At 58.1% G+C, this 24,609-nt stretch carries 20 protein-coding genes and 1 tRNA gene; 14 read left to right on the forward strand and 7 right to left on the reverse strand.

Features of this window, described 5'->3' with window-relative positions; genetic code table 11:
- Positions 1–314: 314 nt before the first annotated feature.
- The 3 genes from pstS (at position 315) to ACVW0B_RS02695 (ending at position 4,766) form a co-directional block, all read left to right on the forward strand.
- The gene (pstS, locus tag ACVW0B_RS02685; RefSeq protein WP_457490886.1) at positions 315–1,415 is read left to right on the forward strand and encodes a phosphate ABC transporter substrate-binding protein PstS; all 1,101 of its coding nucleotides are present in this window, start codon (positions 315–317) and stop codon (positions 1,413–1,415) included.
- Positions 1,416–1,705: 290 nt separating this feature from the next.
- Positions 1,706–3,598: a molecular chaperone DnaK gene (dnaK, locus tag ACVW0B_RS02690; protein ID WP_414329477.1), complete on the forward strand. Its 1,893-nt coding sequence runs from the start codon at positions 1,706–1,708 to the stop codon at positions 3,596–3,598.
- 208 nt (positions 3,599–3,806) lie between these two features.
- Complete coding sequence (locus ACVW0B_RS02695; protein ID WP_457490887.1) at positions 3,807–4,766, forward strand: DnaJ C-terminal domain-containing protein; 960 nt, start codon at positions 3,807–3,809, stop codon at positions 4,764–4,766.
- A 140-nt stretch (positions 4,767–4,906) separates the two neighbouring features.
- Here the strand turns inward: ACVW0B_RS02695 and ACVW0B_RS02700 are convergent, their stop codons facing one another.
- Positions 4,907–5,737 carry an RNA methyltransferase gene (locus ACVW0B_RS02700; RefSeq protein ID WP_414349957.1) on the reverse strand — a complete coding sequence of 277 codons (831 nt, stop codon included), beginning with the start codon at positions 5,735–5,737 and terminating at the stop codon, positions 4,907–4,909.
- A 67-nt stretch (positions 5,738–5,804) separates the two neighbouring features.
- On the opposite strand from ACVW0B_RS02700, the gene ACVW0B_RS02705 reads away from it, so the two are divergent.
- The 5 genes from ACVW0B_RS02705 (at position 5,805) to lpxB (ending at position 10,417) form a co-directional block, all read left to right on the forward strand.
- The gene (locus ACVW0B_RS02705; protein WP_414329482.1) at positions 5,805–6,392 is read left to right on the forward strand and encodes a hypothetical protein; all 588 of its coding nucleotides are present in this window, start codon (positions 5,805–5,807) and stop codon (positions 6,390–6,392) included.
- 14 nt (positions 6,393–6,406) lie between these two features.
- Positions 6,407–7,288 carry a UDP-3-O-acyl-N-acetylglucosamine deacetylase gene (gene lpxC / locus ACVW0B_RS02710; RefSeq protein WP_457403693.1) on the forward strand — a complete coding sequence of 294 codons (882 nt, stop codon included), beginning with the start codon at positions 6,407–6,409 and terminating at the stop codon, positions 7,286–7,288.
- Between the two features lie 182 nt (positions 7,289–7,470).
- Positions 7,471–7,971: a 3-hydroxyacyl-ACP dehydratase FabZ gene (gene fabZ / locus ACVW0B_RS02715; protein ID WP_414382324.1), complete on the forward strand. Its 501-nt coding sequence runs from the start codon at positions 7,471–7,473 to the stop codon at positions 7,969–7,971.
- A 233-nt stretch (positions 7,972–8,204) separates the two neighbouring features.
- Positions 8,205–9,182 carry an acyl-ACP--UDP-N-acetylglucosamine O-acyltransferase gene (gene lpxA / locus ACVW0B_RS02720; RefSeq protein WP_414382304.1) on the forward strand — a complete coding sequence of 326 codons (978 nt, stop codon included), beginning with the start codon at positions 8,205–8,207 and terminating at the stop codon, positions 9,180–9,182.
- A gap of 26 nt (positions 9,183–9,208) precedes the next feature.
- Positions 9,209–10,417, forward strand: a complete 1,209-nt coding sequence (gene lpxB, locus ACVW0B_RS02725) for a lipid-A-disaccharide synthase (protein WP_457490888.1) — start codon at positions 9,209–9,211, stop codon at positions 10,415–10,417.
- Here the strand turns inward: lpxB and ACVW0B_RS02730 are convergent.
- Positions 10,414–11,886 (reverse strand): NAD(P)/FAD-dependent oxidoreductase, encoded by a 1,473-nt coding sequence (locus ACVW0B_RS02730; RefSeq protein WP_414341657.1) that lies wholly within the window; start codon positions 11,884–11,886, stop codon positions 10,414–10,416. The genes lpxB and ACVW0B_RS02730 overlap by 4 nt on opposite strands.
- Before the next feature lie 247 nt (positions 11,887–12,133).
- Between ACVW0B_RS02730 and ACVW0B_RS02735 the strand changes: the two genes are divergently transcribed.
- The gene (locus ACVW0B_RS02735; protein WP_457490906.1) at positions 12,134–13,996 is read left to right on the forward strand and encodes a response regulator; all 1,863 of its coding nucleotides are present in this window, start codon (positions 12,134–12,136) and stop codon (positions 13,994–13,996) included.
- Here ACVW0B_RS02735 and ACVW0B_RS02740 read toward each other — a convergent pair.
- Positions 13,986–14,477, reverse strand: a complete 492-nt coding sequence (locus tag ACVW0B_RS02740) for a DUF4168 domain-containing protein (RefSeq protein ID WP_414329775.1) — start codon at positions 14,475–14,477, stop codon at positions 13,986–13,988. The two genes, ACVW0B_RS02735 and ACVW0B_RS02740, sit on opposite strands and share 11 nt — an antisense overlap.
- Positions 14,478–15,315: 838 nt before the next feature.
- Here ACVW0B_RS02740 and ACVW0B_RS02745 point away from each other — a divergent pair.
- Together ACVW0B_RS02745 and ACVW0B_RS02750 are read left to right on the forward strand one after the other, a co-directional pair.
- A complete protein-coding gene (locus tag ACVW0B_RS02745; RefSeq protein ID WP_049749658.1) occupies positions 15,316–15,657 on the forward strand; it encodes a DUF3155 domain-containing protein in 342 nt (113 codons plus the stop codon).
- Positions 15,658–15,878: 221 nt separating this feature from the next.
- On the forward strand, positions 15,879–16,136 hold the full coding sequence (locus ACVW0B_RS02750; RefSeq protein WP_414329773.1) for a DUF3146 family protein: 258 nt from the start codon (positions 15,879–15,881) through the stop codon (positions 16,134–16,136).
- Positions 16,137–16,317: 181 nt separating this feature from the next.
- On the opposite strand, the gene ACVW0B_RS02755 is transcribed toward ACVW0B_RS02750, so the two are convergent.
- Positions 16,318–18,300: a primary-amine oxidase gene (locus ACVW0B_RS02755; protein WP_457490889.1), complete on the reverse strand. Its 1,983-nt coding sequence runs from the start codon at positions 18,298–18,300 to the stop codon at positions 16,318–16,320.
- A gap of 907 nt (positions 18,301–19,207) precedes the next feature.
- Between ACVW0B_RS02755 and ACVW0B_RS02760 the strand changes: the two genes are divergently transcribed.
- The gene (locus tag ACVW0B_RS02760) at positions 19,208–21,868 is read left to right on the forward strand and encodes a sensor histidine kinase (RefSeq protein ID WP_457482341.1); all 2,661 of its coding nucleotides are present in this window, start codon (positions 19,208–19,210) and stop codon (positions 21,866–21,868) included.
- A gap of 13 nt (positions 21,869–21,881) precedes the next feature.
- Here ACVW0B_RS02760 and ACVW0B_RS02765 read toward each other — a convergent pair.
- Positions 21,882–21,954 (reverse strand) — tRNA-Arg (locus tag ACVW0B_RS02765).
- Positions 21,955–21,965: 11 nt separating this feature from the next.
- Between ACVW0B_RS02765 and ACVW0B_RS02770 the strand changes: the two genes are divergently transcribed.
- Both ACVW0B_RS02770 and ACVW0B_RS02775 read left to right on the forward strand, forming a co-directional pair.
- Entirely contained in the window at positions 21,966–22,196 is a 231-nt protein-coding gene (locus tag ACVW0B_RS02770) for a hypothetical protein (RefSeq protein WP_457482342.1), read from the forward strand.
- Positions 22,197–22,439: 243 nt separating this feature from the next.
- Positions 22,440–22,877: a hypothetical protein gene (locus ACVW0B_RS02775; RefSeq protein WP_414341644.1), complete on the forward strand. Its 438-nt coding sequence runs from the start codon at positions 22,440–22,442 to the stop codon at positions 22,875–22,877.
- Between the two features lie 64 nt (positions 22,878–22,941).
- Here the strand turns inward: ACVW0B_RS02775 and ACVW0B_RS02780 are convergent, their stop codons facing one another.
- Positions 22,942–24,153: an RNA-guided endonuclease InsQ/TnpB family protein gene (locus ACVW0B_RS02780; RefSeq protein WP_457490890.1), complete on the reverse strand. Its 1,212-nt coding sequence runs from the start codon at positions 24,151–24,153 to the stop codon at positions 22,942–22,944.
- Between the two features lie 123 nt (positions 24,154–24,276).
- On the reverse strand, positions 24,277–24,606 hold the full coding sequence (gene rpsT, locus ACVW0B_RS02785; protein ID WP_457490907.1) for a 30S ribosomal protein S20: 330 nt from the start codon (positions 24,604–24,606) through the stop codon (positions 24,277–24,279).
- Between the last annotated feature and the right edge of the window lie 3 nt (positions 24,607–24,609).

Genomic DNA, 24,609 nt, shown 5'->3' on the forward strand with positions numbered 1-24,609 from the left:
CCAGACAAGGCTTTGGCTTGAGGATCTCTGTGCAACTGCCGCAGAACTCAGCTCGCTCAATCTCTTGTTTGCGCTGTTTTTCTTTGTTTTTCTCTTGAATTCTCCATTTTCTGTCTTTCCTTTCTGGACTTGGGTTGGATCCTGAGTTTTGCTGGGAAGCGTAGCGAGGAATACGGGGATGGCGCAGAGGGAAAAGACAGCCACCTGGGGAAAGTGGGCCACGCACGGGATCCCAAGAGCTCTCGCCGGCAACCCTTGACAGGGCCCCGCAGGCAAGACAAGGATCGGGGCGGTGACCTCGGAGAACCTGAACCATGGCTCAACTGCCCCGCTTCCGTCGCCGAGAAGTGTTGCTTTCTTTATTGGCCACCGGCGCTACCTTGAGCGCCTGCCAAAGGGGATCCCGTTCTGACCAACCCAGCGGCAGGGATCCCGTTCCTGCCTCCCGCAGCCAGCCCGCCGACAAAATTTTGCTGATCAACGGAGCCGGGGCCACCTTTCCGGCTCCTCTTTATTTGCGCTGGTTTTCCGATTACCGCCAGGTGGATCCCAAGGTGGAGATCAATTTCCAACCGGTGGGCAGCGCCGCTGGGATCCGGCAATTTATTGACCAGACAGTGGACTTTGCCGCCAGTGATGTGGCCATGACCGATGCCGAGATCGCCGAGGTGAAGCGGGGTGTGGTCATGATCCCGATGACCGCAGGCAGCATTGCCGTGGGTTACAACCTGCCGGGGATCCCTTCTGGACTCAAGCTGTCTCGACCCGTTTTGGTGAAGATCTTTCGCGGCCAAATCGACCAGTGGCGGGATCCGGAGATCCTGGCCCTGAACCCGGAGCTAACCATTCCCGATCTGCCCATCACCGTCTGCTACCGCTCCGATGGCAGCGGCACCACCGATACCTTTACCCGCCACCTGGCGGCCATCGATCCGGCTTGGGCCTCGGAAGTCGGTGCTGGCATGTCGCTGGAGTGGCCGGTGGGCATTGGGGTGAAAGGCAACGAGGGCATGAGCGCCCAAATGCTTCTCAGCGAAGGGGTGATCGGCTACGTGGAGTCGGTCTATGCCCGCGAGCTGGATCTGTCGGTGGCAGCTCTGGAGAACCGCCGCGGCGAGTTCATTCTCCCCTCCCCGGAAGCCTCGGCCCTGGCCTTGAGCGAAATTGAGCTGCCGGAAAACCTGCGGGCTTTTGTGCCGGATCCCGCTGGCCCTGGAGCGTATCCCATCGTCACCTACACCTGGATCCTGACCTACCGCCGGTACTCGGATCCCGCCATGGCCGCCGCCCTGCAAGCTGTGCTCCGCTGGGCCCTTACCGAAGGACAAGCCCTGGCCGAGGAGATGGGCTACCTGCCCCTGGCCGCAACCGTTGTGAACCGCGGCCTGGAGGCGCTGCAGCTTATCCAGAGCTAGCCTGGCAGCAGTCCCCCAAGAGTTGCCAATAGCTGCCAACCCAGGCCATACCCCAAGCGGCACCGAAAGCAAGGCTGCTGCAGGTACGGAGATCCGTAACCGGTCTGCCCTTCAGCCCCGAGAAATGGGCGGCATTCTCGCCCTGGCCTCGCCAACCAGCTGGTTAGGATCGACCCAGGAAGTGACCAAGCATCTGCCGGATTTTCACAGATTGGCTGCCCAAGCTACTTCACACAGGCTGGCGGCGGTAACCGAAGCAATGTACTCAAGAAGAGGAGAATAAGGAGCCGATGGGAAAAGTTGTAGGAATTGACCTGGGCACAACCAACTCGGTTGTCGCCGTAATGGAGGGGGGTGTCCCCACCGTCATCGCCAATGCTGAGGGTACTCGCACCACGCCCTCGGTGGTTGCCTTCACCAAAGATGGAGAGCGCCTGGTGGGCCAGATGGCACGCCGCCAAGCGGTGCTCAACCCGGAAAACACGTTTTACTCGGTTAAGCGGTTCATCGGTCGTAGGTACGATGAGCTGAATGCCGACTCCAAGCGGGTCTCCTACCAGGTACGGCGGGATGAGCGGGGCAATGTCAAGTTATACGCCCCCCGCCTGAACAAGGAATTTGCGCCGGAAGAGATTTCGGCCATGGTGCTGCGCAAGCTAGCGGATGATGCCAGCCGCTACCTGGGCCAGCCGGTCACCCAAGCGGTGATCACGGTTCCTGCTTACTTTAATGACTCGCAGCGGCAGGCCACCAAAGATGCGGGCCGCATTGCCGGTTTGGAAGTGCTGCGCATCATCAACGAGCCGACAGCAGCCTCTTTGGCCTACGGCTTGGACAAGCGCAACAACGAGACCATCCTCGTCTTCGACCTGGGCGGCGGCACCTTCGACGTGTCCATCCTGGAAGTGGGGGATGGTGTTTTCGAGGTGAAATCCACCAGCGGCGATACGCAGTTGGGCGGCGATGACTTCGACAAGAAGATCGTCGATTGGATGGCCGAGCAGTTTAAGCAAATGGAAGGGATCGACCTGCGGCAAGACCGGCAGGCGCTGCAACGGCTAACGGAAGCTGCGGAAAAAGCCAAGATCGAGCTGTCCAGCGTTTCCGAAACCACCATCAACCTGCCCTTCATCACTGCCACTGCCGATGGGCCCAAACACCTGGAGCTGAAGCTCTCCCGCGCTCAATTTGAACACCTCTGTGCCGACCTGCTGGAGCGCTGCAAGGGGCCGGTGGAACAAGCCCTGCGGGATGCCAAGCTCACCAAAGCCGACATCAACGAAGTGGTGCTGGTGGGGGGATCCACCCGCATTCCGGCGGTGCAGCGGCTGGTGAGGGAGCTGCTGGGCAAAGAACCCAACCAAAGTGTCAACCCCGATGAGGTGGTGGCGGTTGGGGCGGCCATCCAAGCGGGTGTGCTGGCGGGCGAAGTCAAAGACGTGCTGCTGCTGGATGTCACCCCCTTGTCCTTGGGGGTGGAAACCCTGGGCGGCGTGGCCACCAAGCTCATCCCGCGCAACACCACCATCCCCACCCGCAAGTCGGAGATCTTCTCCACTGCCGAAGATGGGCAGACCTCTGTGGAAATCCACGTGGTGCAAGGGGAGCGGGAGCTGGCCCGCGACAACAAATCTCTGGGCCGCTTCAAGCTGGACGGGATCCCGCCGGCCCCCCGCGGTGTGCCCCAGATCGAGGTCACCTTCGACATCGACGCCAACGGCATCCTCAAGGTGACGGCCAAAGACAAAGGCAGCGGCAAAGAGCAGAGCATCTCCATCACCGGCGCCTCTACTTTGGATAGCAAAGAGGTGGAGCGCATGATTGCTGAGGCAGAAAAATACGCTGCCGAAGACCGGGCCCGCCGGGAGAAAATTGAGCGCCGCAACAAGGCTGATTCTCTGGCCTACCAGGCCGAGCGGCAGTTGAAGGAGTTGGGCGACAAGATCTCCTCCAGCAAACGCAGCCAAATCGAGACTCTGGTGCGAGAACTGCGGGAGGCCATCCAGCGGGAGGACGACAGCGCCATCCAGAGCAAAGAGCGGGAGCTGCAAGAGGCTCTCTACGCCATGAGCAGCGAGCTGTATCAACAGCCGGGGGCCTCCTCTGGCCCCACTCCCGGCTCAGGGAAAACCTCCGGCGGCAGCGATGATGTGATCGATGCCGACTTCACCGAGAGCAAGTGACTGCTCAGGGATCCCTCCGTGGGCCGCGGGCCCAGGGCGGATCCCGCCCTTAGTTGTAGCGCCGATAATGAGGAGGGACGGGATGGGCGATGGCGTCTAGCCCGCCTCCTCATTTTCTTCAGTAGGTCGGAGGGAAGGAGCCCTTGCCGGGGACGCCTAGCCTCGTGGTTTTCTGCCCACTCTCAGCGATTTGCCTGCGGACGCCTCCATGCAAAACTTTAAGGACTACTACAAGATTTTGGGGGTCAGCAAAACGGCCACTGCCGATGAGGTGAAACAAGCCTATCGGCGCCTAGCCCGCAAGTATCACCCAGATGTCAACCCCAACGACAAAGCGGCTGAAGAGAAATTCAAAGACATTAACGAAGCCTACGAAGTTCTCTCGGATCCCGGCAAACGCAGGCAATACGACCAATTTGGCCAATACTATCAGCAGGGCGGGTTTCGCTCCAGCCGCGATGCCTACACCTACAGCAGCAGCCCCTTCAGCCAAGACTTTGGGGGGAGCGGATTTGGGGGGAGTGGCGTCGATTTCAGCCAATTTGATGATTTTCAAGACTTCATCGATCAACTGCTGGGCCGGGTGCGCAGCCAAACCACAGACCGCAGCAGCGGATTTTCGGGATCCACCGGCAACACCAGTTACGATGCTGAGGCCACCATCCAAATCAGCATTCCAGAAGCTTTTGAGGGGGGCAAGCGTCGCCTGCGGGTGGGCGGGGATCGCGTGCTCGAGGTAAACATCCCGCCGGGAATTACGCCAGGGAAGCGGATTCGCCTGCGCGGCCAAGGCCACCCCAACCCCAACGGCGGTGCCGGTGATCTGTACCTTAAAATTGAGCTGAAAGACCACCCCTTCTATCGCCTAGAGGGATTCGACGTTTACTGCGATCTGCCCATCAGCCCCAGCGAAGCGGTTTTGGGCGCCCAGGTGGAGGTGCCCACCTTGGAGGGGGTGGTGAAGCTGCGGATCCCACCTGGCATGCAGCCGGGGCGAAAGTTGCGGCTGGCGGAAAGGGGATTTCCCAAAGGCAACGGAGAACGGGGGGATTTTTACGTGGTGGTGCAGATCCATTTGCCCACCCAGATCTCCGAAGAAGAGCGAGAACTTTACGAAAGGCTGCAGCGGGTTCAATCCTACGATCCCCGCGCCACCCTTAAGCTCTAGCATTGATATTCTCCGATATTCTCCCACGGCCAAAGCCTCAAGATTCTTGACAAGCGCTCCGCGCCGCCTGAAAGCAGGAAGCCGCCCTTCTAGCTTGCTTCCGGTAGCGGTAGGGCGGGGCTGGAGGCCCAGCCTTGGGGTCAAGATGGGGTCCTGCTGGAATCTGGTTGCGTCGGCGGGACGGGAGCTGCATTTGCTTCCAGAGGTTCCTGACGAGAGCATCCCTGGCTCCATTGCAGTTGCCGCAGGATCCCGCGCAACAAGGCCACCTCGGCTACGGTCAGGCCGGCTCGCTGGAAGAGGGCGCGAAACTTGAGCATTTTGCGGCGGGCTGTGTGGGGGTGCAGGTAGCCAATTTGCAGCAACAGCGCTTCTAAGTGGTCGAAAAATCCCTCCAGCAGCTCGAAGGGGGCAAGCCTTTGAGGCGAGGGCATAGGAGGAGCAGGGGAAGGGCTCTGGCAGACGAGGGTGTACAGCTCATAGCAACAAATGGCCACGGCTTGGGCCAAGTTTAAAGAGGGATAGGTCGCATCGGTGGGGATCTGGATCTGGCGATGGCAAAGGGCCAGCTCCTCGTTGCTCAAGCCGCGATCTTCGGGGCCAAACACAAGGGCAGCAGGGCCGGCGGCCAGCAGGGCAGGGAAGGCTTGGCGAGGAGACTGAATTTGCCATTCGGGTGGGTAGGTTTGGCTGCGCCCCGTTGTCCCGAAAACCTGCACACACCCTTGCAGGGCTTCGGGCAAAGTTTGCACCTTCCGGGCTTGATGGAGCAGGTCTGCCCCATGCACGGCTGTGGTGATCGCTTCCATATCGAGGGGATCGCATTGGGGATCCACCAGCACCCACTGCCTGAAGCCCATGTTTTTCATCACGCGGGCAATGGCGCCGAGGTTGCGCGGCCCAGCCGGCTGCACCAATACAAGCCGTACCTGCGCCAGTTGTTCAGGGCCAGAGTGGGGTAATATCGGCATCAGGTTGGGATCCCCCAGAGTGCCTAGAGTAGAGAAGAGGAGCTTGATTTTGTCATAGATTGCATCCATGGGATCCGCATACCGTTGTTGGCTGAGCTTGATTTGTCTGGTGTTGGTGGGATGCTGCTGGGGATCCCCGGCGCTGGCTGCCCCTTCATCGCTGGCAGGGCCGGCTCAGGTATCGCCCCAGCTCGTTCGCGATAGCGACTCAGAGCGGTTTTCTCTGGCCGAGGCGCGGCAGCGGCTGGAAGCCATTGCCGAGGTCATGCGCTCGATTCGCCTGTGCAACCGGCCCAACTGCCGCTACCGAGATATCGCTGTGGACGTGTGGCCTGTGGACATATCCATCCCCAATGGTGGTGCCGAGCCGTTCTACGAGGGCAGCATCGACGCCATTATCGACCGTCCTTCCGGCAGCTTGGATAAAGCCCACTACCGGCTGCAGTTTCGCCAGGGGCGCTGGCAGTTGCTGGGGGGCGAAGAGGTGTCCGATGTCTCTTCCTTTTTCTTTGAGGGAGATACCTACGAGGTGTTCAGCGCCTACGGCACCCGCAGCCACAAAGCCAAGTTGGCAGATGCCAGCAGCAACCTGCGCGTGGGCTATCGGGAGCTGTATTACCGCGTTTTCGACCAGGGCCAAGAGCGTTTGCACTAGCGCTGCGGAGCACGATGAGAGGCCGGCAACACACCTTAGCCAGCTCTATTGCCCTAGAAGGCGTTGGCCTGCACACCGGCCTGCCAATTGGCTGCAGTCTGCATCCAGCTCCTGCCGGCAGCGGTCGGGTTTTTGTGCGGGTGGATCAACCGGGATCCCCTGAGATCCCGGCTCGGTTGGGATCCCTGGCCCCTGCCCATCTCTGCACCCTGTTGCAGCAGGGATCCCCCTCTGTTCAAGTGCAGACGGTGGAACACCTGCTGGCCGCCCTTTACATCCTGGGCATTGACAACTGCCGCATCGAGGTGGAGGGGCCGGAGCTGCCGATTCTGGATGGCTCTGCCCTGCCCTTTGTAGAGGCCATTGCCCAGGCCGGGATCCAGGCCCAAGATCAGCCAGCCCTGCTGGGGGTGATCCAAGAACCGGTCACTGTCTGGGCGGGGGAAGCCTTTGTCAGCGCCCTCCCCCATCCTACAGCCCGCTTTACCTATGGCATCGATTTTGCCGATTGCCCGATTGGAGAACAGTGGCTGAGCTGGAGGGAGAACAGGCCGGATTTTGTCCAGTCCATTGCGCCGGCCCGCACCTTCGCCCGCCAGCAGGATGTGGAGCTGGCCCGGGAACGGGGGCTAATCCAGGGGGGCAGCCTGGAAAATGCCATTGTCTGTAGCCAAACCGAGTGGTTGGGGCCATTGCGCTACCCAGATGAGCCGGTGCGCCATAAGCTGATAGATTTACTAGGAGATCTCAGCCTCCTGGGCTGCCGACTGCAGGGGCACATTGTGGCCTACAAGGCGGGCCATGCCCTGCACCACCGTTTGGCCGAGCAGTTGCTCAAGAGTGGATCCCTGCTGATCCATGAAGAGCAAGGGGGAGAAAGAGATCCGGTTGCGTAGCCACAACCCTGCCATCCTCAGGTGCGACAGCGGTGCCGAGCACTTTTCTTCAAGGGGATCCGCTCTATTGGAATCTCTTGATCTCTTCTCCGTAGATCCCTGGGTGCTCTTTTGGCTGAGTTCTGGCCTGCTTCCTCCCCATCCGGGGTTTCAGTTTTGTCTTCTGTCTCCACGGGTTCACCATGGCCTCTGATGTCTCCCCTCCTCCCCTTCTCTCGGCTGAGGCAGCCGCTCAATTGGCAACCGCTCCCCCCGTCTTCACAACGGAGCAGATTTTGGAGATCTTGCCCCATCGCTATCCTTTCTTGCTGGTGGATCGGGTTGTGGAGTATCAACCGGGGCAACGGGCAGTGGGCCTGAAAAACGTCACCTTCAACGAGCCCTTTTTTCAGGGGCATTTCCCCAACCGACCCATCATGCCCGGCGTCCTAATCGTCGAGGCCATGGCCCAGATAGGGGGGATCGTGTTGACCAAGTTGCCGGACGTGGCCGGGCGTTTGGCCCTGTTTGCCGGGATCGATGGCGTTCGCTTTCGCCGCCCGGTACTGCCGGGGGATCAGCTGCTGCTCTCCGCCGATTTGCTCACTATTCGCCAGAGGCGCATTGGCAAGATGTTCTGCCGCGCTCAGGTGGGAGGGCAACTGGTAACCGAGGGGGAGCTGATGTTCTCCCTGGTGGATTGATGGGCCAACAGCGGCCATCCAGGAGGCGCTCCGGTGTGGGTGTTCTCGCAATTGAGATAAAGTGTTGGCATAGGGAGATGGCTCAGGGGCTGCTTGCGCCTTTCTGTCGGGATACGGTAAACATGTTGTCGCGACAGTGGGGCGTAGCTCTAAGGCTCATCTCCCCTGGAGTCAAGTCTTGGTGATCCTTCGCAGGGTTGGGAGCGTAACCACAGTTGCTGGCTAGGTCGGAAATGAGTTCGTTCGCTTCAGCGGGATCCACTCCCAACATCTCTGCAAGTGCGCCGCACCGCTCACGGGAGCGGATTCATCCCACTGCGGTGATCCATCCGAAAGCTGAGCTGCACGAAACGGTGCAGGTTGGCCCCTATGCGGTGATCGGCGAGCATGTTCGCATTGCTGCCCATACGGTGGTGGGGGCCCATGTGGTGATCGATGGCTGGACGGAAATCGGCGAGGGCAACCACATTTTTCCGGGAGCAGTTGTGGGCACCGAGCCTCAGGATCTGAAGTACAGCGGCGCCCCCTCTCAAGTGGTAATCGGCAGAGGCAATCGCATCCGCGAGTTCGTCACCATCAACCGGGCTACCAATGAAGGGGAAGCCACCCTGATCGGAGATTACAACCTGCTGATGGCCTACACCCATGTCGCCCACAACTGTGTCATCGAAAATCAGGTGGTGATTACCAATGCTGTCTCTTTGGCCGGCCACATCCACATCGAGTCTCAAGCCCGCATCGGCGGCATGGTCGGGATCCACCAGTTCACCCGCATCGGGCGCTTGGCCATGGTGGGGGCGATGAGCCGGGTTGACCGCGACGTTCCCCCCTACATGTTGGTGGAAGGACATCCGGCTCGCATCCGCGGTCTGAACTTGGTGGGGCTGCGGCGAGCCCAAGGGATGGAGGGATCCCTGCCCTTGCTGCGGCAGGTCTACCGATTTTTGTACCGCTCAGGGTTGCCTTTGGAAAAAGCGCTGCAAACACTGCGCAGCAGCCTGTGTGTCGTTTGTAACAGCGGTGCGGAGGGAGAGCGCCATGTCCTTTCCCTACAGGGGAAAGAGTGGGTGGACGAGACGGGATCCCTGCAACATCTGCTGCAATTTTTGGAAGACTCCCTCTCCCAGCCCCAACGACGTGGCCCTCTGCCGGCCCTGCGCGGGAGGGGGGAAGATCCGCCGGTGCAGAGCACTTCAGAGCTGGATGACTAAAGATTGGGGTCGGGAGCGTAGCTCTAGTGAGCCACCTGTTCATCTGCACGGGCGAGGTCTCAGGGGATCTGCAGGCCAGCCATCTGATCGAAGAATTGCTGCGCCAACGCCCTCAGCTGCGCATCACCGCCGTGGGAGGGGAGCGCATGGCTGCTGCGGGGGCCCGTCTGTTGCACCGCACCACCGAGATCAGCTCTGTTGGCATTTTAGAGGCTCTTCCCTTTGTCGGCCCCGCCCTCTGGACGGAGTGGAAGATTCGCCGCTTTTTAGCCCAAGACCCGCCAGATGTGGCCGTGCTGGTGGACTACATCGGCGTCAACAGCCGCATTGCCCGTCTGCTGCAACGGCGGCAGATCCCTGCCGTCTATTACATTGCCCCCCAAGAGTGGGTGTGGTCGCAGGACGCCCGCCTCACCTACCAACTGGCCCAGCAGATGCGGCTGATGTTGGCAATTTTCCCTGAGGAAGCCCGCTACTACGCGGCGGCAGGAGCCCATGTCCAGTATGTGGGCCATCCCCTGTTGGATATTTTGGCCGCTGTGCCCAGCCGTGCTGCAGCCAGAGCCCAGTTGGGGATCCCTGCCGAGGCTACAGTGGTGGTGGTGGTGCCGGCTTCGCGTCGGCAAGAGCTGCGCTCGGTTCTGCCTGTCTTGCTCAAGGCCGCTCAGTTGTTGCAAGCTCACCTGCCTCAGGCACAGTTTTGGGTGCCCCTGGCCTCGCCCCGTTTTGCTGCCCCGATTGCGCGGGCTGCCCGCCGCCTTGGGCTCAACCTCACCCTTTTGGATCCCCAAGCTCTGCCCTTCTTCTCCCCCCACAAAGCTCATCACCTCGCCTTGGCAGCGGCTGATTTGGTGTTGGCCAAGTCGGGCACGGTGAACTTGGAGACGGCCATCTTAGGGATCCCCCAGGTGGTGATCTATCGCCTTAACCCCCTCACCTTCTGGATCGCCCGCCATTGGCTGAGGGTGTCGGTGCCCTTCATGTCTCCGCCCAACCTGGTGCAGATGCGCCCCATTGTCCCGGAGTTGCTGCAGGAGCAGGCCCAGCCAGAGAAGATTGCCCAACTGGCGCTGGAGTTGCTAACTCGGCCCGAACGCAAAGCCCAACTGCAAGCCGACTACGCCGCGATGCGGGCGGCCCTGGGAGAACCCGGCGTTCTGGCTCGCGCTGCCAAGGCCATCCTAGAGGTGTTGGATGGCGAAGCTGGATCGAAGCAGGATCCCTTCCGCCGCTAACTCCGGCGACCCAGCACCTGGGGCACGGCCCGTCCTCCCGCCAAGGCCGCTGTCGAATCCTCCTCTTCCAGATACTCAGCATCTTGGTTGACCCGCCACCCATCGTAGCGCCGTTCCCCTGCCACAATGTTGCGAGCGGCCAAGAGGCCCGTCATCATGGCGTGATCCTGGTTATTGTAGCGGTGCATGCCGTTGCGGCCTGCCACCTGCAAATTGGGCAGTGCTTCTTCCAAAAAGGTTCGAATGGTCTGGATGTGAGCTTGATAGCCGTGATTGTAAACCGGGTAGGCTTTCGGGGCGCGAATGACTGTGCCGCCCAAAACCTTTGCCTTCCCCAGCAGGCCCAACCGCTGCAATTCCAGCGTTGCCAAGGCCATCAAATCCCCATCGGTTTGTCCCCAAAAGGGATCCGTCGCTGAGCAAAAATACTCCAAACCCAAGCAGGTGACCGAGGGATCCGGAACCATGTCCGCGCTCCAATTCTTGAAGTTTTGGATACGCCCCACCCGCACCGAGGGATCGTGAATGTAGATCCAGTGATCTGGAAATAGGTTGGGCTCATCCACCAGCAAAGCCACCGTCAAAAAATCCCGATACCGCAGTTGTTCGGCAGCCTCTCGCACCGGCTCCGGTGCTGCAGGTACCAAAGCCCGCACCAGAGAGCGCAGCGGCATGGTGGAAATGAACTGCTCGCCGGTCACCCAAAAGGTCTCTCCCCCTTGAGAACAGGCTTGTACAGCTTGAACTCCGGCCCGGTTCCAGTGGATTGCCGTAACCTTGCGATCCAGTTGTACCGGCTGCCCGGCTTCTGCCAGCAAGGTTTGAACGCGCTCCCACATCTGGCCTGGCCCTAGGCGAGGATAGCGAAAGCGATCGATCAGGGTTTTGATCACCCCCTCTCGGTTGGGGAAAAAGGTTTTACGGATCAAAGAAGCCATCGACAGACCCTTGATCCGCTGGGCTGCCCAGTCGGCGCTGATCTCGTGACAAGGGATCCCCCACACTTTCTCGGTGTAGGTCTTAAAAAAAGTGCGATACAGCCGTTCCCCAAATTGGTTAATGACCCAATCTTCAAAAGATACAGGATTGGGCCTGGGAAAGAGGCGCGCCTTTAGGTAACTGAGCAGACAGAGGGTGGTAAACCCTGGCCCCAGTTTGGCAAAAACATCCGTAGGTCGAATTGGATAATCAAAGAAAACACCTCGGTAAAAAATGTGGGAAAGCCGACGGCAAACCTGCATTTCCGAGCCCAAAATCTCCGTCCACAGAGCCTCAATTTCCGCCGACTTGGAGAAAAAGCGGTGTCCACCGATATCAAAGCGATAGCCTTGGTAGGTTACAGTGCGGGATAGCCCCCCTACCTGCACCGGATCCGCTTCCAAAACCGTTACCGGGTAGCCCTGCTTGTTCAGCTCGTAGGCGGCACTCAATCCAGCTGGCCCCGCCCCGATCACCACTGTGGACTGCACTCTGGATAGCTGCCTTGAGGTACCATCTGGTAGTGGGGTCATTTCCTCAGAAATGTTCTCAGAAACAGTCATGGCAACTTCTCACACCACCTCGTCAATCCTAACGGAAATAGGTCTGTTCAAGGGATCCCCGGCCTGGGCGCGAAAGTGCTATGCCTACGGCACCCCGTCGGGAACCGCACCGCTAACGTGAAAGATTAAGCTGGAGACAGATTAGAGATCCCTTTTGTGTGCAAAGAAAGCCTTGGTGCTTCGCACCGCCGTCGCGAATGGCCGACTCTGTGGAGTGAATTTTGTGCAATCTCCCCCCATCCCCAATCCTGGACATCTGCTGACAAATGCTTCGCCGACAGTACTGTTGGCCGATGACGACCCATGCATACGCGGGTACTTGACCCACCTGTTGGTTCATGAAGGCTATCAAGTGGCAGAGGCTGAAGACGGCGACCAAGCCTTGCTGCTCTTCGGTCAAACTCAGCCTCAAATTGCCCTGCTGGACGCCCTCATGCCCGGCACGGATGGGTTCGAGTGTTGCCGCCGCCTGCGGGCTTTGGATGCGAATCTGCCCTGCTTGATGATTACCTCGCTCGAGGATCAAGCTTCCGTAGACAAAGCCTTTGCTGCCGGAGCCAGCGACTACATGACCAAGCCCATTCACTGGCCGATAATGCGTCAGCGCATCCAACACCTGATCAAGGCCCGCCAGAACTTGTTGAACCTACGCCAACAGGCGGCCCGCGAGCAAGCCCTGAACCGCATCGTCCGAGCCATTCCCACTTCTTTGCAGTTGGATCAAATCCTTGCTGCCGTCACCCGCGAGATAGGCCATCTGCTAGAGGCGGATCGGGTAAGCATCAGCATCTATCAGCCTCAGCAACAGCATTGGCGCATTGTCTCCGAGTACAGCACTCAACAGGATGGCTACCTGGGCTGTCTCATTCCCGATTCCGAAAGCCCCATTGCCCAGCAACTGAAGCAGGGGAAAGTGATGTTGCTGGAGGCAGCCGACCAAGCCAAAGACTGGGTCTACATCTCTGCCATGGCCAAAGCCTATCCTGGCAGTTGGCTGCTGGTACCGCTCTACGGTGGCGAAAACCCCGAATCTGGCCCGACCCACCCCACCCTTTGGGGCAGCCTGTGCCTACAACTGAAAACAGCACGTCCCGGTTGGCTGGCCACCAATCAGGATCTGATCTTGGCCCTGGCCGATCACCTCTCCATCGCCATTCGGCAGGCGGAACTGTTCCAACAGGTTCAGGAACTGAGCCGCACCCTGGAAGAAAAGGTACAGGCCCGCACCGCCCAACTGGATCGCCAAGTACAGGAATTGCAGCGGCTGGATCGCCTGAAAAATGACTTCCTTAGCACGGTGTCCCACGAGCTGCGCACCCTTCTTTCCAACATGAAAATGGCCATCCACCTGCTCAGCTCCGTCCTGCTGCCTGCCCAGGGCGCTCCCAGATCCCCGGATCTGGCCAAAATCTCTCAGTACTTGAAGGTGTTGGACAACGAATGTGAGCGGGAGATCAGACTGGTCGAGGATCTGCTGGAACTGCAGCAGTTGGAGATGCTCAAGGGACTCCGTCCCGCTAACGCGAACGGTTCACAGCGGCCCTGCTGGTTGGAGCTGCAAGAGTGGTTGCCCCAGATCGCGGAGCCCTTTGCTCAGGAGGCCCATAGCCGCCATCAGCGCTTCAGCCTTGGGATCCCTCCAGAACTGCCTGCCATTTTTACTCTGCCGGGAGTGCTAAAGTCGGTGCTGGCGGAATTGCTGAAAAATGCATGTAAATTCACCCCTGCTGAGCACCTGATCAGCCTTCAGGCCATGTACCATCCCGACCACCTGGAAATCCAAGTCCTCAACACCGGCGTAACCATTCCTCCAGAAGAACAAAAGCGGGTATTCGAGAAGTTCTATCGGGTGCCCAGCGTGGATCCCTGGCGGCAAGGGGGGACAGGGTTGGGGTTGGCCCTTGTGCAGCAGCGGGTAAGCCTGTTGCAAGGAAGCATTCACCTCAACAGCGAGGCCAATCGCACCTGTTTTACTTTGCGGCTGCCTCAGGTTCTCCCTGCCTTTGGCCAAGGCAAGCCAGCTCAGCCTAGGGTGTAGGCGTCGGGGTGGCCGGCTTTGGAGAGTTGGAAGCTTCCCCTTCCTGCAAAACTTCTTGCAAGCGGGCCCGAACCCGCTGGTTGAGAACAGGATTTTCGTTCGCCAAGGTCATCAATTCGCGGTATTGAAGCACTGTCAGCCCTTGCTCCTCGACAATGCGGCTGGCTTGGGTTTCTGTGCGCTGCATAATTTGCTCGTACTCCTCCTCGTTCTGGGTTTCCCGCAGTTGGGCGCTCGCTTCCCGGATCAGGGGATCCAACTCCAACAGAATCCGCACCAACTGTTCCACCTGGGCATCGGTGACTTGCTCTGGGGTCAGGGCTGGAGATGCCACAGGGCTGGGAGTTGCTGTGGCCGGAGCCCCCCCCGAAGTCGGAGAAGCAGTTGCAGCAGGGCCAGGCGACGGGGTTGCTCCCTGTGCCCAAGCCGGCAGGGATCCCAAGCTGAGTCCCAGACCCATCAGCAACGCGAATTTCATCATGCCCAAAACTCCCTAGACCCAGACAAGATAAACCCAAATAGACTTAAGTCCTTGAGGCGCAGCCAAGCCTGAAGTAAGGCTAGCAAGATGCCTGAATTCCGTCTAATCGGTTCAGCGCAGTCCTGGCAGCCCATCAAGCCCATTCCAGCTTGCCGGTCACCTGGCGCGGGATCTATCCAATCCCTACGGTACCAGAACTCCTCACTTCAGGGCTCCCAGGATGAACTCGCGCAAGGGCTGCATGGACATGCTGGGGATCTCTTGTAGAAACAAGAAGTTGGTTGTAGACTTAGCTGATACACTTATAGTGCACTGTTCGAGGGTAGCCTGGCACTGGAGTGCCCTTCTTTCTCGGCAGTTAAGCAGCTTCAGACTTGCAATTGACTCAGCACCTCAACCCAAGGAGGAGCCTCTTAAATCTGAGTTTAGGTATATGTTCTGTTGAGTATCGTTTCTGTTAATGTTAAACTTGAGGGCAAACTTGATGAGGATATCCTACGTCGGCACCTGACTTTCTTTGTAGGCGTCAGAGCCACTGGATTCCCATCAATGTCAACGGTCAACCTAGCATCAATATAAACGGTCAACATAAAGGGTCAACCTAGCGAGCGCCCAGTCGCCGGCCCTTTTTATAGGCGGTCTTTGCGGGGTTTCTGATTGGATTTTTTAGGGCGCGCCTATAGCTAGCCCTTCGGGGGCGTTGGGGGTGGTTTCTGTTTTTATCGCCTTTGTAAAAGATGATAACAAAAATGGGTAAAAGTTATTGCTTTTCTTAAGCAGCGCTGATATATTCTTTGCGGTTGCGGTTGTTCGGTCATCCTTCTACAGGAGGCTTACATTGGTTAGGAGAAGAAAGCGTAAGAGTCGCCGTCGTCTGGAAGGGCGCAAAATTTTAGATCACATTCCTCAATTTAATCTGGACAGTGGTGAAGAGAAGTCTGTAACCGCTGCTCGAAAGTATATTCAGGAAAAGTCTATTCAGCCCCCCGCGCTGATTTTGGTGCGGCGAAATGAGCATACCGTTGATCGGTTTTTTTGGGCGGAGAAGGGGTTGTTCGGCGCGCAATATGTCGAGGAGAACCACTTCCTTTTTCCCAGCCTGCGAGCTTTGTTAGCAGAGGTTGCGGCTGAAAAGCCAGAGAAAAAATCCTCGAAGACCCTTGCAACTGCCGCTCGCTAGCTTCTGGCCAGCTTTTCCTATTAGCAGGAGCTCAGGAAACAGCCCCCCTACCCTGGGGGGTTTGTTGCAGCCGCTCTCAGAAGATCGAAAGAACTGACCCTGTGTACGGGATCCCTCCCCACGGGTTGAGCTCCTGCTGCCTCACTCGCCATACTCGACCTGCTGGCGGCAGCGAGGGAGCCACGCGCTACCCTACAAGGGATCCCGTCGGGAGATGCCGGATGAGCCGACTGCCTCAGACCACTGCCCACATCCAAATTACCCGCCGCTCTTGGCAAGAGGGTGCCATTGAGGGGGAAGTCAATGCCAATGGTTGGGTTTGGCGCTTTTGCTGGCGCTTTCGGGCCGGGGAACTCAGAGTGGAGCCTTCTGTGGGGCGAGCTTTGATTTGCGAGCCCTTGAGCCGCTTTCTGGAAAAATCCGACTATCTGCTGGAACCGGGCAGCAACTACTCGTTTGTGATTCGCAGCAGCTTGTGAACTCTCAATCTGAGCAGATCTGAGCAGAGCTTTTGCCCAGCACCAAAGACCGGGGCTGAGCAATGGAAGGCACCTGCTACGGTGACCCAGAAACCAGGTCTCAAGCCCCGTGGGCGAAGAGTGCCTCCCCTCTCACTCCTGTCGCGCCCAAGCTGTTCGCACTTGAAAGAATCCTCGCCCTCTAGGCAGGGGGGTAGTCAATAAAGCTGCAGCAGCCTTTGGTCTTCGGCGGGGGAGGAGGCACATCCAGAGCTGGGTTGCACTCAAAGAAGCCCAGGGGCTTGAGCATAAAGCCGATGTAGCTAGCCGGCATCACTGGCCAGTCCTCGGTGCGGGGGAAGTGATTGCAGCCAAAGCTATACCAGAGCACCAGGCGGGTGTTTTCCAGGGAGCGGTTCGCTTGCGTCCATTGCACCAGCCCTTCGCCACCGGGATGTTGGTTGGGGTAGTTCCCTGCTGGGAACTTCTCGCCGGGATGGTAGGGCGTGGCCCAGAGGTGGTGGGCCAGATAGCCCGCCCGTCGGTACAGCCAAGAGTCGGGGTGGGCCAAAAGCTGGACGTTTTCCCCCGGCATCAGTTTGTAGGCCACCGGCTGTCCCAGGCGGTTGTGGCGATTGGGGTTGACAATCTTCCAATAGCGGCCCCGCAAGGGATCCACCGTTTGCTTAGCCTCCTGCTCGGTTTTGAGCAGGGTGGAGCGGGCGCGAAAGGCGTTGCCGTGAGGGTTATCCGGCCCCAGAGGCAGAGGTTCTGCATGCACTTCATAGAGGGAATTGCACGGCCCATCCACTGCCATATCCAGGCGAACGGTGAAAAAGTGCTGGTGGTTGAGGCCGGACAATTGGGGTGCCACCAAGACGCCGAACTCCGGCTCTTCCCCCGGCAACGTGGCGCAAGTGTTGATGATGCCGGTGAGCTTGGCTTCAAACTCCAGCGTGCCATCCTGGTAGAAGTACCAGAAAAAGCCGTAGTCGTAGTTGCCAATGGTGGTGAAAAAGGAAAGCACCAACCGCCGCGAGCGCCGCACCTGCGCCCGTTCCGTGCGCCAGTCGGTGTGCTTCCAAAGAATGCCAAAATCCTCCTCGTGCATGCAGACGGCATTTTTCAAAAGCATGGGCTCGCCGCTGTTGGTGGGCAACCAGGCATCGAAGTAGTAGATCTCTCCCAAGCAGTCGCAGCCCAGCTGCAGGGAATTGGCCTGCATGCCAATGCCGTATTCCCCCACATCGAAGGCATTTTTGCGGAAGTGGGGATCCCGCGGATCCCCGTAGGGTACCACCATCTCGGCTACCGAAGCCCGATAGAGAATGGGGCGAAGGCGGCCTTGATCCTCATAGCTCACTTGGTGCAACACCAGCCCTTCTCGCGGGTTAAAGCTGATGCGCAGATCCCACTTCTGCCAGCGGATGTGGTGCCCCTCCACCTGGAAGCTCACCCCTTGGGGCTGAGTGATTTCTAGCGGCTTCAAGTCTTGGCGAAAATCTTTGAAAAACAGCTCGTCGAAGTTACCGGACTCCGGCGGCAAGGGCCACAGACCCCGATCCTCCACCTTGACAACTTGCATGCGGTTGAGGTCAATCCAGGGGTAGAGCCCCTCGATGGGGCGGGCATAGCCGTTGTCGCAAGGGGAAGTACGTAGGAAACAAAAGCCTCGCACCAGCCGCCGCCCTTCTTCTTCCGGGATCCCGAAGTAGCCCACCGTCCAGTAGTCCACCATCACCAAATCCACATCGGCAATCCCCCGCCGCTGCAGAGCCGCCAAAAATTGGGGATCCTCCTTGAGCAGGCGGTCGCAGGCGTACACCTCATCGTCGAGCAGAGGGGGCTGCACGCCCGGAACGAGCTGCCAAGAGCGCACCTGCTGTGTTGACAGAGAAACCACGGCTTCGTAGGTGTTGCCACTGGCCGGATCCAACAGCACCACGAAAGCCTGCCGATCCCACGGCTGCCCCGGCTGCCACGCTTCCATCCAAGGCCGCTCCGGCTCTTGTAGCTGGATGGTTACAAAGCGCCCCTGAGAACTGAGGGGCCGTTGCCGGCGCAGGATCTGCACCACCTGCCGCATTTCCTCGGCGCTAAGGGGATCCAAGGGGTGGCCTTGGGGCAATGCAGGTTCGCTCGACTGATGCTGTCGATGCAAACTGGGAGAAACTTCACAAACCACAGCAATAACCTTGAATTCTTCGGTTGGAAAATGATTGAGCTGAGTAGGAGAAAATGGAGAGAAGTCTGTTGGGAACGGCCAAACGGATCCCTTTCCCCGCCATGCTGCGGGCCAAACCTAGGAAATCCAAAAGACCTGACAGCAGACCGGGCGGCCTATCTCGTGGCCATTGTCAAGATGGTCAACCTTGGAGGAGATGGCCGGAAAAATGAAAGGTAAGGTCGGGTAAGAGCTCAAGGAAATGCAGACAACCTCGGCTCTGCCCATTGTCCAGATCTGGAAATCTTCCTACTTCCCTGCCCGCTAACCAAACGAAGAGGGCAACGGCACCTTGAGAAGCCGCGCCAGGGCGAACAGGAAACCGTCAACCCATCGGGAAAATCTGAATACAGGTCTTACTACAGATAAACCCAAACTCGAGAGCAGGAGAAGTTTTCTGTGATTAAACGTCAGGCTTAACGTTGCACAGGAAAGCATAAAAAAGAGAAAACGCTTCACGCAGGCTAAGGGCAGGATCACACCGAGAAAGCTCAACGCAACGTCAACTCTCGCAAGAGCGCAAAGACATCTCGAAGCCTGCCCTGACCCTACCTGCCAGGGGGATCCCACCACTTGGGATCCGAAATGCAACTGACGATACTATAGCAGAGGCACCCCCCTTTCCCACAAGCCCGGCCCAAAGCCTCCCGGTCGCATCAGCAGGGTGTGACCCTAGGCCTTCTCCCCGTGAAGTTGAAGTCCAGCTCCAGCTCAAGTTGAAGGTTTGGTGTCGGAGAACACATATCTAAGAGTTACCCTGAAGCCATGCTTAAGGTTAGGAATTTCTAACAGTTCGAATAGTAGGATCCCTCACGTCTCCTGAAAATCGTCCACAATGAGGCAGGGCTCATAGAATCTGGTGAGGGAGATGGCTTCAACTCGATACCGCCTGGTGCCAGTGCGGCCAGGAGACGGCAGCTTTTATCCAGAGCATCTCTATTTGGCCTTAGAAGCCACCCAACTGGGCTATTGGCAACTGGATTTGCGCACCTGGAAGTTGAGTGCCTCTCCCCAATGCAAGGCCAAATACGGGCTGGATCCCGGCCAAGATTTCACCCTGGAAGTGTTTTTGCAGCACGTTCACCCGGAAGATCGCCAAAGGGTGAGAGAAGCTTTTCAGACGCTTGGGCCCAAGGCAGTAGAGGGAGATCCCAACTTTTCGGTGGAATATCGGGTTTACCAGGCCGACGGCCAGATGCGCTGGCAGCTTTCCCAGGGGGTTGTCCTGCTGGGGCCGAAAGGGGATCCCGGCCAGGTTGTCGGGGTGACCCTGGATATCAGCGAGCGCAAGCAATTAGAGATCACCTTGGCTGAGCGGGAGTGTCGCCATCGCCAGATCCTGGAAGCTCTGCCCGACATGCTGCTTTGTCTGGATCGCCAGGGCCGCTGTCTGGAGTTCAAGCCGCCCAGCCATTTTTCTGTCCCCCATCCCCCTGCCTACTATTTGGGCAAAACCCTTGAAGAGCTGTTTCCTGAGGTCGCCTGCGCCGGTGCGGCAGAGCCCACAGCCCAAGCCATTCGCGAGCATCTGGAGCTGGCCCTAGCAACCCGGCAAGCTCAAGAGATCGAGTACCCCTGCCCAGAGGGATCCCCTCAGCCCCAATATCGGCAGGCTCGCATCGCCCCCTATGGGGAAGATCAAGTCCTGATGATCATTAGAAACATCACCCCTCGTAAGCAAGCCGAGCTGAAGCTGCAGCGGCAATTGCAGCGAGAAAGACTGTTTAATCAGCTCATTCAGGCCATCAACACCTCTCTGGACTTACCCACCCTATTTGATGTGGCGGTGCGGGAAGTGGGGGCAGTGTTGCAGGCAGCACGAGTTACCCTTTATCAGTACCTGCCCGCTGAGGCCGTGTGGTTGGGCATTGCCAGCCATAGCCGATTTCCTAATTTGCCCAACAATCTGAACCTGCGACTGCCGGATAGCAGGGATTTTATGGTTTTCGATCATTTGAAACGGCTGCAAATTTTTCATGTCCAGGATCCGGAGCAGATTGCCGATCCCTTTGCCATTTATGAGAAGCGAGAATACCAACTGGGCCCTTGGCTGGTGATCCCGGTGGCTTGTCAGGAACAAATGTGGGGCGGGCTATCGCTGCGGCGCCTGACCTCAGATCCGGATTGGCAAACCGACGAGATCGAGCTGGCCAAGGCTATCGGGGAGCACCTGGCAGTGGCCATTCAGCAGGCAGAACTTTATCAAAAGCTGCAGCAGGCCAATGCTGAATTGGATTACCAAGTGCGGGTGCGCAATGCAGAGCTCGAACAAGCTTACAACGACGAAGCGCTACTCCAGCTCATCACCGAAGAAATTCGCTCCACTTTGGATGAACAAAAAATCTTGGAAACGGTGGCCCGAGAATTGGCCCTGAGCTTGAACCTATCCAATTGCACCATTGCCCTGTATGACCCAGAGCGGCAGGTCAGCGTTTTGGCGGTGGACTATTTGGCCGGAGAAGGGATCCGGCGCTTCCCCCTGGAGGTTTCGTTTGCGGATTTCGCCCATGTGCTTCGTCAGCTCCAGCGCGGACAGCTTTGCCAATTGAGCAACTTCCATCACCCCTGCTGGCCCAACCACGACCGCTACACCCTGATCATCGCTCCCATTTGCGACAAAAGGGATCTGACAGCTCAACACGAGGAACTGCTTGTTTTGGGGAATATTTGTGGATCCCGTCCACCGGGGCAGATATTTACCGAGCGGGAACAACGGCTTATCCAACGGGTAGCCGGCCAATGCGCCCTTGCCATTCGCCAAGCACGTCTTTATCAAACGATCCAGCGTCAGGTGCAACAGTTGCAGGAGCTCAACCAACTCAAAGATGAGTTTCTGCACATGGTCTCCCACGAAATGCGCACACCTCTCACCAACATGAAGCTGGCCATTGGGTTTTTATCCAAAGCCAACCTAACCGAGCGGGAAAGGCGCTACTTTCAAATTTTGGAGATGGAGACCAACCGCGAGCTGGAGTTAATCAACGACCTGTTGGAATTGCAAGCCCTCGAATCCGGAAACAAAGTCCTCAGACTTACCTGTTTATCTCCCCAGGAATGGATCCCCAATCTTGCCGAGCCCTTCCGGCTGCGGGCTGCGCAGCAAGGCCAACAGTTTCAGGTGGAATGGGATCCCGACCTTTGGCCCCTCTACACAGATGAGAGCCTCTTGTCGCGGGTGGTCAGCGAGCTTTTAAACAATGCGTGTAAGTACACCCCCACTGGGGAAAGCATCTATTTGAGTGTGAGCCAGGCTAACTCCAATGGCCGTCCCGGCTGGCTGATCACGGTGCGCAATACAGGGGTGGAAATTCCTGCAGAAGCGTTGCCCCGCCTTTTTGAAAAGTTCTATCGCCTCCCCCAGTTGGATTGCCGCAACGCCGGGGGAACCGGCTTGGGTCTATCGCTGGTTCAAAAGGCAGTGGAGCTGCTGCAGGGATCCCTGCGGGTAGAAAGCCACTCTCGGCAGGTGATGGTTCAGGTGTGGTGCCCCCATCAGGGCAGCTTGTCGGAAACCCCAAGCAAGGCTTAGAGGGCAAGGCCAGCGCCTTGCGCAGGACTCGAACCTGCAACCATCGACTTAGAAGGTCGGTGCTCTATCCATTGAGCTAGCAAGGCCGAAGAAAAGGATGCAGAGCCATTATATCCCCGACCCAGTTCCCAATCCCCAACCCTGCCCACCTGCCTCTGGCTTGGATTTCCGCAGTGTTGCTTGGGCAAATCGCGCGGTTTGCCTTGGGGAGCCGGGTCGGGATCCCTTCACCGTGGGAATGTTGGTTTTCGCTCAGGATATGAACGTCAAAGAGATCGTCTGCCAAGCTCTTGGAACGGGACGTCTGGGCGTCTCTCAGGAAACTTGACTGTACGGATAAGGAAGACTTGCAGACGGCAGATGCTTTGAGCAGATGCTTTGATCAGTGCCTTTTTGGATGGCGCTGTGCAGCGGGAGAGCCACAACTGGGCTCCCTGTGCATCGATCCCTTAAAATGGGCGAGCCGAAAGCAGAAAAGTACTCGTTTGAGTTCGAGGATCCCATGCAACCGAGCTATTGCGTCGGAGATAAGTCCAAAATGGGTGCTGAGGTGTCGAAAATTGGGATCCCCATGCCCTTGCTCCCTGATCCTGGCTCAGCTGCGGAAAAGAAAGCTGCCTCTGGCACTCAAGCTCTGTCTCCGGCAGCCAAGCGCCTGTTGCGCCTCTACCACGGCGGTAGCTTCATCTTTCTGGGCCTGTTGTGGCTGGTGGTCGGGATCCCTAGCCTTTGGGCTTTGCGAGCGGATATAGCCCGCCTGTGGGATTACTTTACTTGGACGGGCCTGCGATATGCCTTGTTTCACCGCCCAGGATGGCCGACTTTGGGGTTGTTGCTCTGTGTCAGCTTCACGATGGGGATCCTGATTGCCCAAAGCCGCTATGAGCTGTTCGGCCTGTATCCGGTGGAGCGTCTCATGCTGGAGCAGCAATCCCGCTGGATCCTATCCTTGCCGGTGTGGCATCCGCTGCGGCGCTGGTTGGTGCGCAGGTTGGATACTCAAGATTAGGCTTTGGCTGCCACTTGGGATCCCTGCCGGCACCGAGGCAAAATCTCGTTTGCGTGCGGGTAAACTACCCGACTCCGACCGCTAAAGCGTTACGGAGCGGGCTTTCAGTAGCCCTGAGCCTGCTCTGCTCTACCAGAGAACAAAACAGGCCCGAACCTCTAGGCTGGTTTACGACAGCCCCCAAAAGCGCAATCACATTCGCACCATTCAAATCCGCATCCCCTTCCCATCCACAGTGCCCACACTTGAACGACTTACCACTGCGATAGGATTGCGCAGGGTCGGGATGGATGTGCAAACACCGGTGGCAGGTCTGCGACGTGTAGGCAGGCGGCACAAGAATCAGAGCAACCCCCGCACGCAGAGCCTTGTACTCCAAAAATTGACGGAGTTGATAAAACGCCCAACTATTTGCCCGCCTACGCTCTGTCTTGCTGCGTGGCTGTTGATTGACCCTTTCCCGAATCCCTGTCAAGTCTTCCAGAGCAATAGCGCTGTTGGTAGCTTTTGCCCTAGAGACAATAGCTTTGGAGATGCGATGATTGACCCACACTTGAAAGCGTCTCTCCTTGCCAGACAGCCGTTGCAACAGTTCTCTGCATCTGCGCCGCGAACTGCGTGTGCCCTTACTGGCTTTGCGTTGGAGTACCGCCCTCAACCGGGAGTAGTGGTCGCGGACTCTGTTCAACTGCTGTCCATTCCAGTTGTCCCCCTCTGACGTATGGGCAATATCTGTCCTTCCCAAGTCCACCCCGATCACCTTGTCGGTATCTTGTTGCTTGGGTGGTTTTTTCTCTACGCAAATCTGGATGTAGTAGGAGCCATCCTTCCGCTGGACTAGGGTGGCAGATTTGGGGTTGGAACCAGCCAGCATTCCCCTCTGGTAGTTACCAATGGCTAGCTCAAAGCGTTCTCTCCCTTCAACCGTGGTCAGCGACACCGTCCAGTCTTTCTCGCGGAATGAAAAGATACGTGCGTCGTAGGTAACGAACCTACGCTTGAACTCTTTAACCGGACGGTTGCTCTGTCTCGCCACTTTGCGAGCGCCCGCCACCCGTCTGCACACCTGTTGAGCCAAGTTACTGGACAAGCCGAACCGAGCTCGAATCTCGTAGTAGCAAAGGGATTGCAACTTGACCGCGTTGACGATCTTCTCCGGCGTGTTCTGGTTGACCCAGTTCAATGCCTGCACAAAGACATCCATCGTCGCGTCCAATTTGGCGGCTTGTGACGGGAACGCCTTGAGCTTACAGGAGACGGTCAGGACTTGGCTCATAAGTCCATTGTACTTCATCAAAGCGCATTCCTCACGGCACTGACCCTACGGGTACAGTGCGGGGCTCCTGCGATTTCTAGCTGAAATCCCGCACAAGCACCACTTCCGAAGCAGCAGGAGAAGTCAATCACGCCCACCCAAAGCCTCAGCCTGGGATTTTTCCGAGGAAGCCATAGATAGCTTCACAATCCGGGCCAGCCGAGCCTTACGACGAGCGGCTGTGTTTTTGTGCAGGACGCCGGTTTTGGCAGCTTTATCAATGCGGCTGAAAGCAGCACTCATCGCCGCCTGGATTTCCTGCAGAGTTTCTTGCTGTGGGTTGGCGGCATAGGCAGTTGAGAGGGAGATCACTTTCTTCATCAGAGCGCGCACCATGGCTTTGGTGGCTTTATTGCGCAGCCGATTACGCTCTGCGATCTGAACGCGCTTGATGGCAGATTTGATGCGTGGCATGGT

The organism is Thermostichus sp. MS-CIW-23, assembly GCF_054059455.1.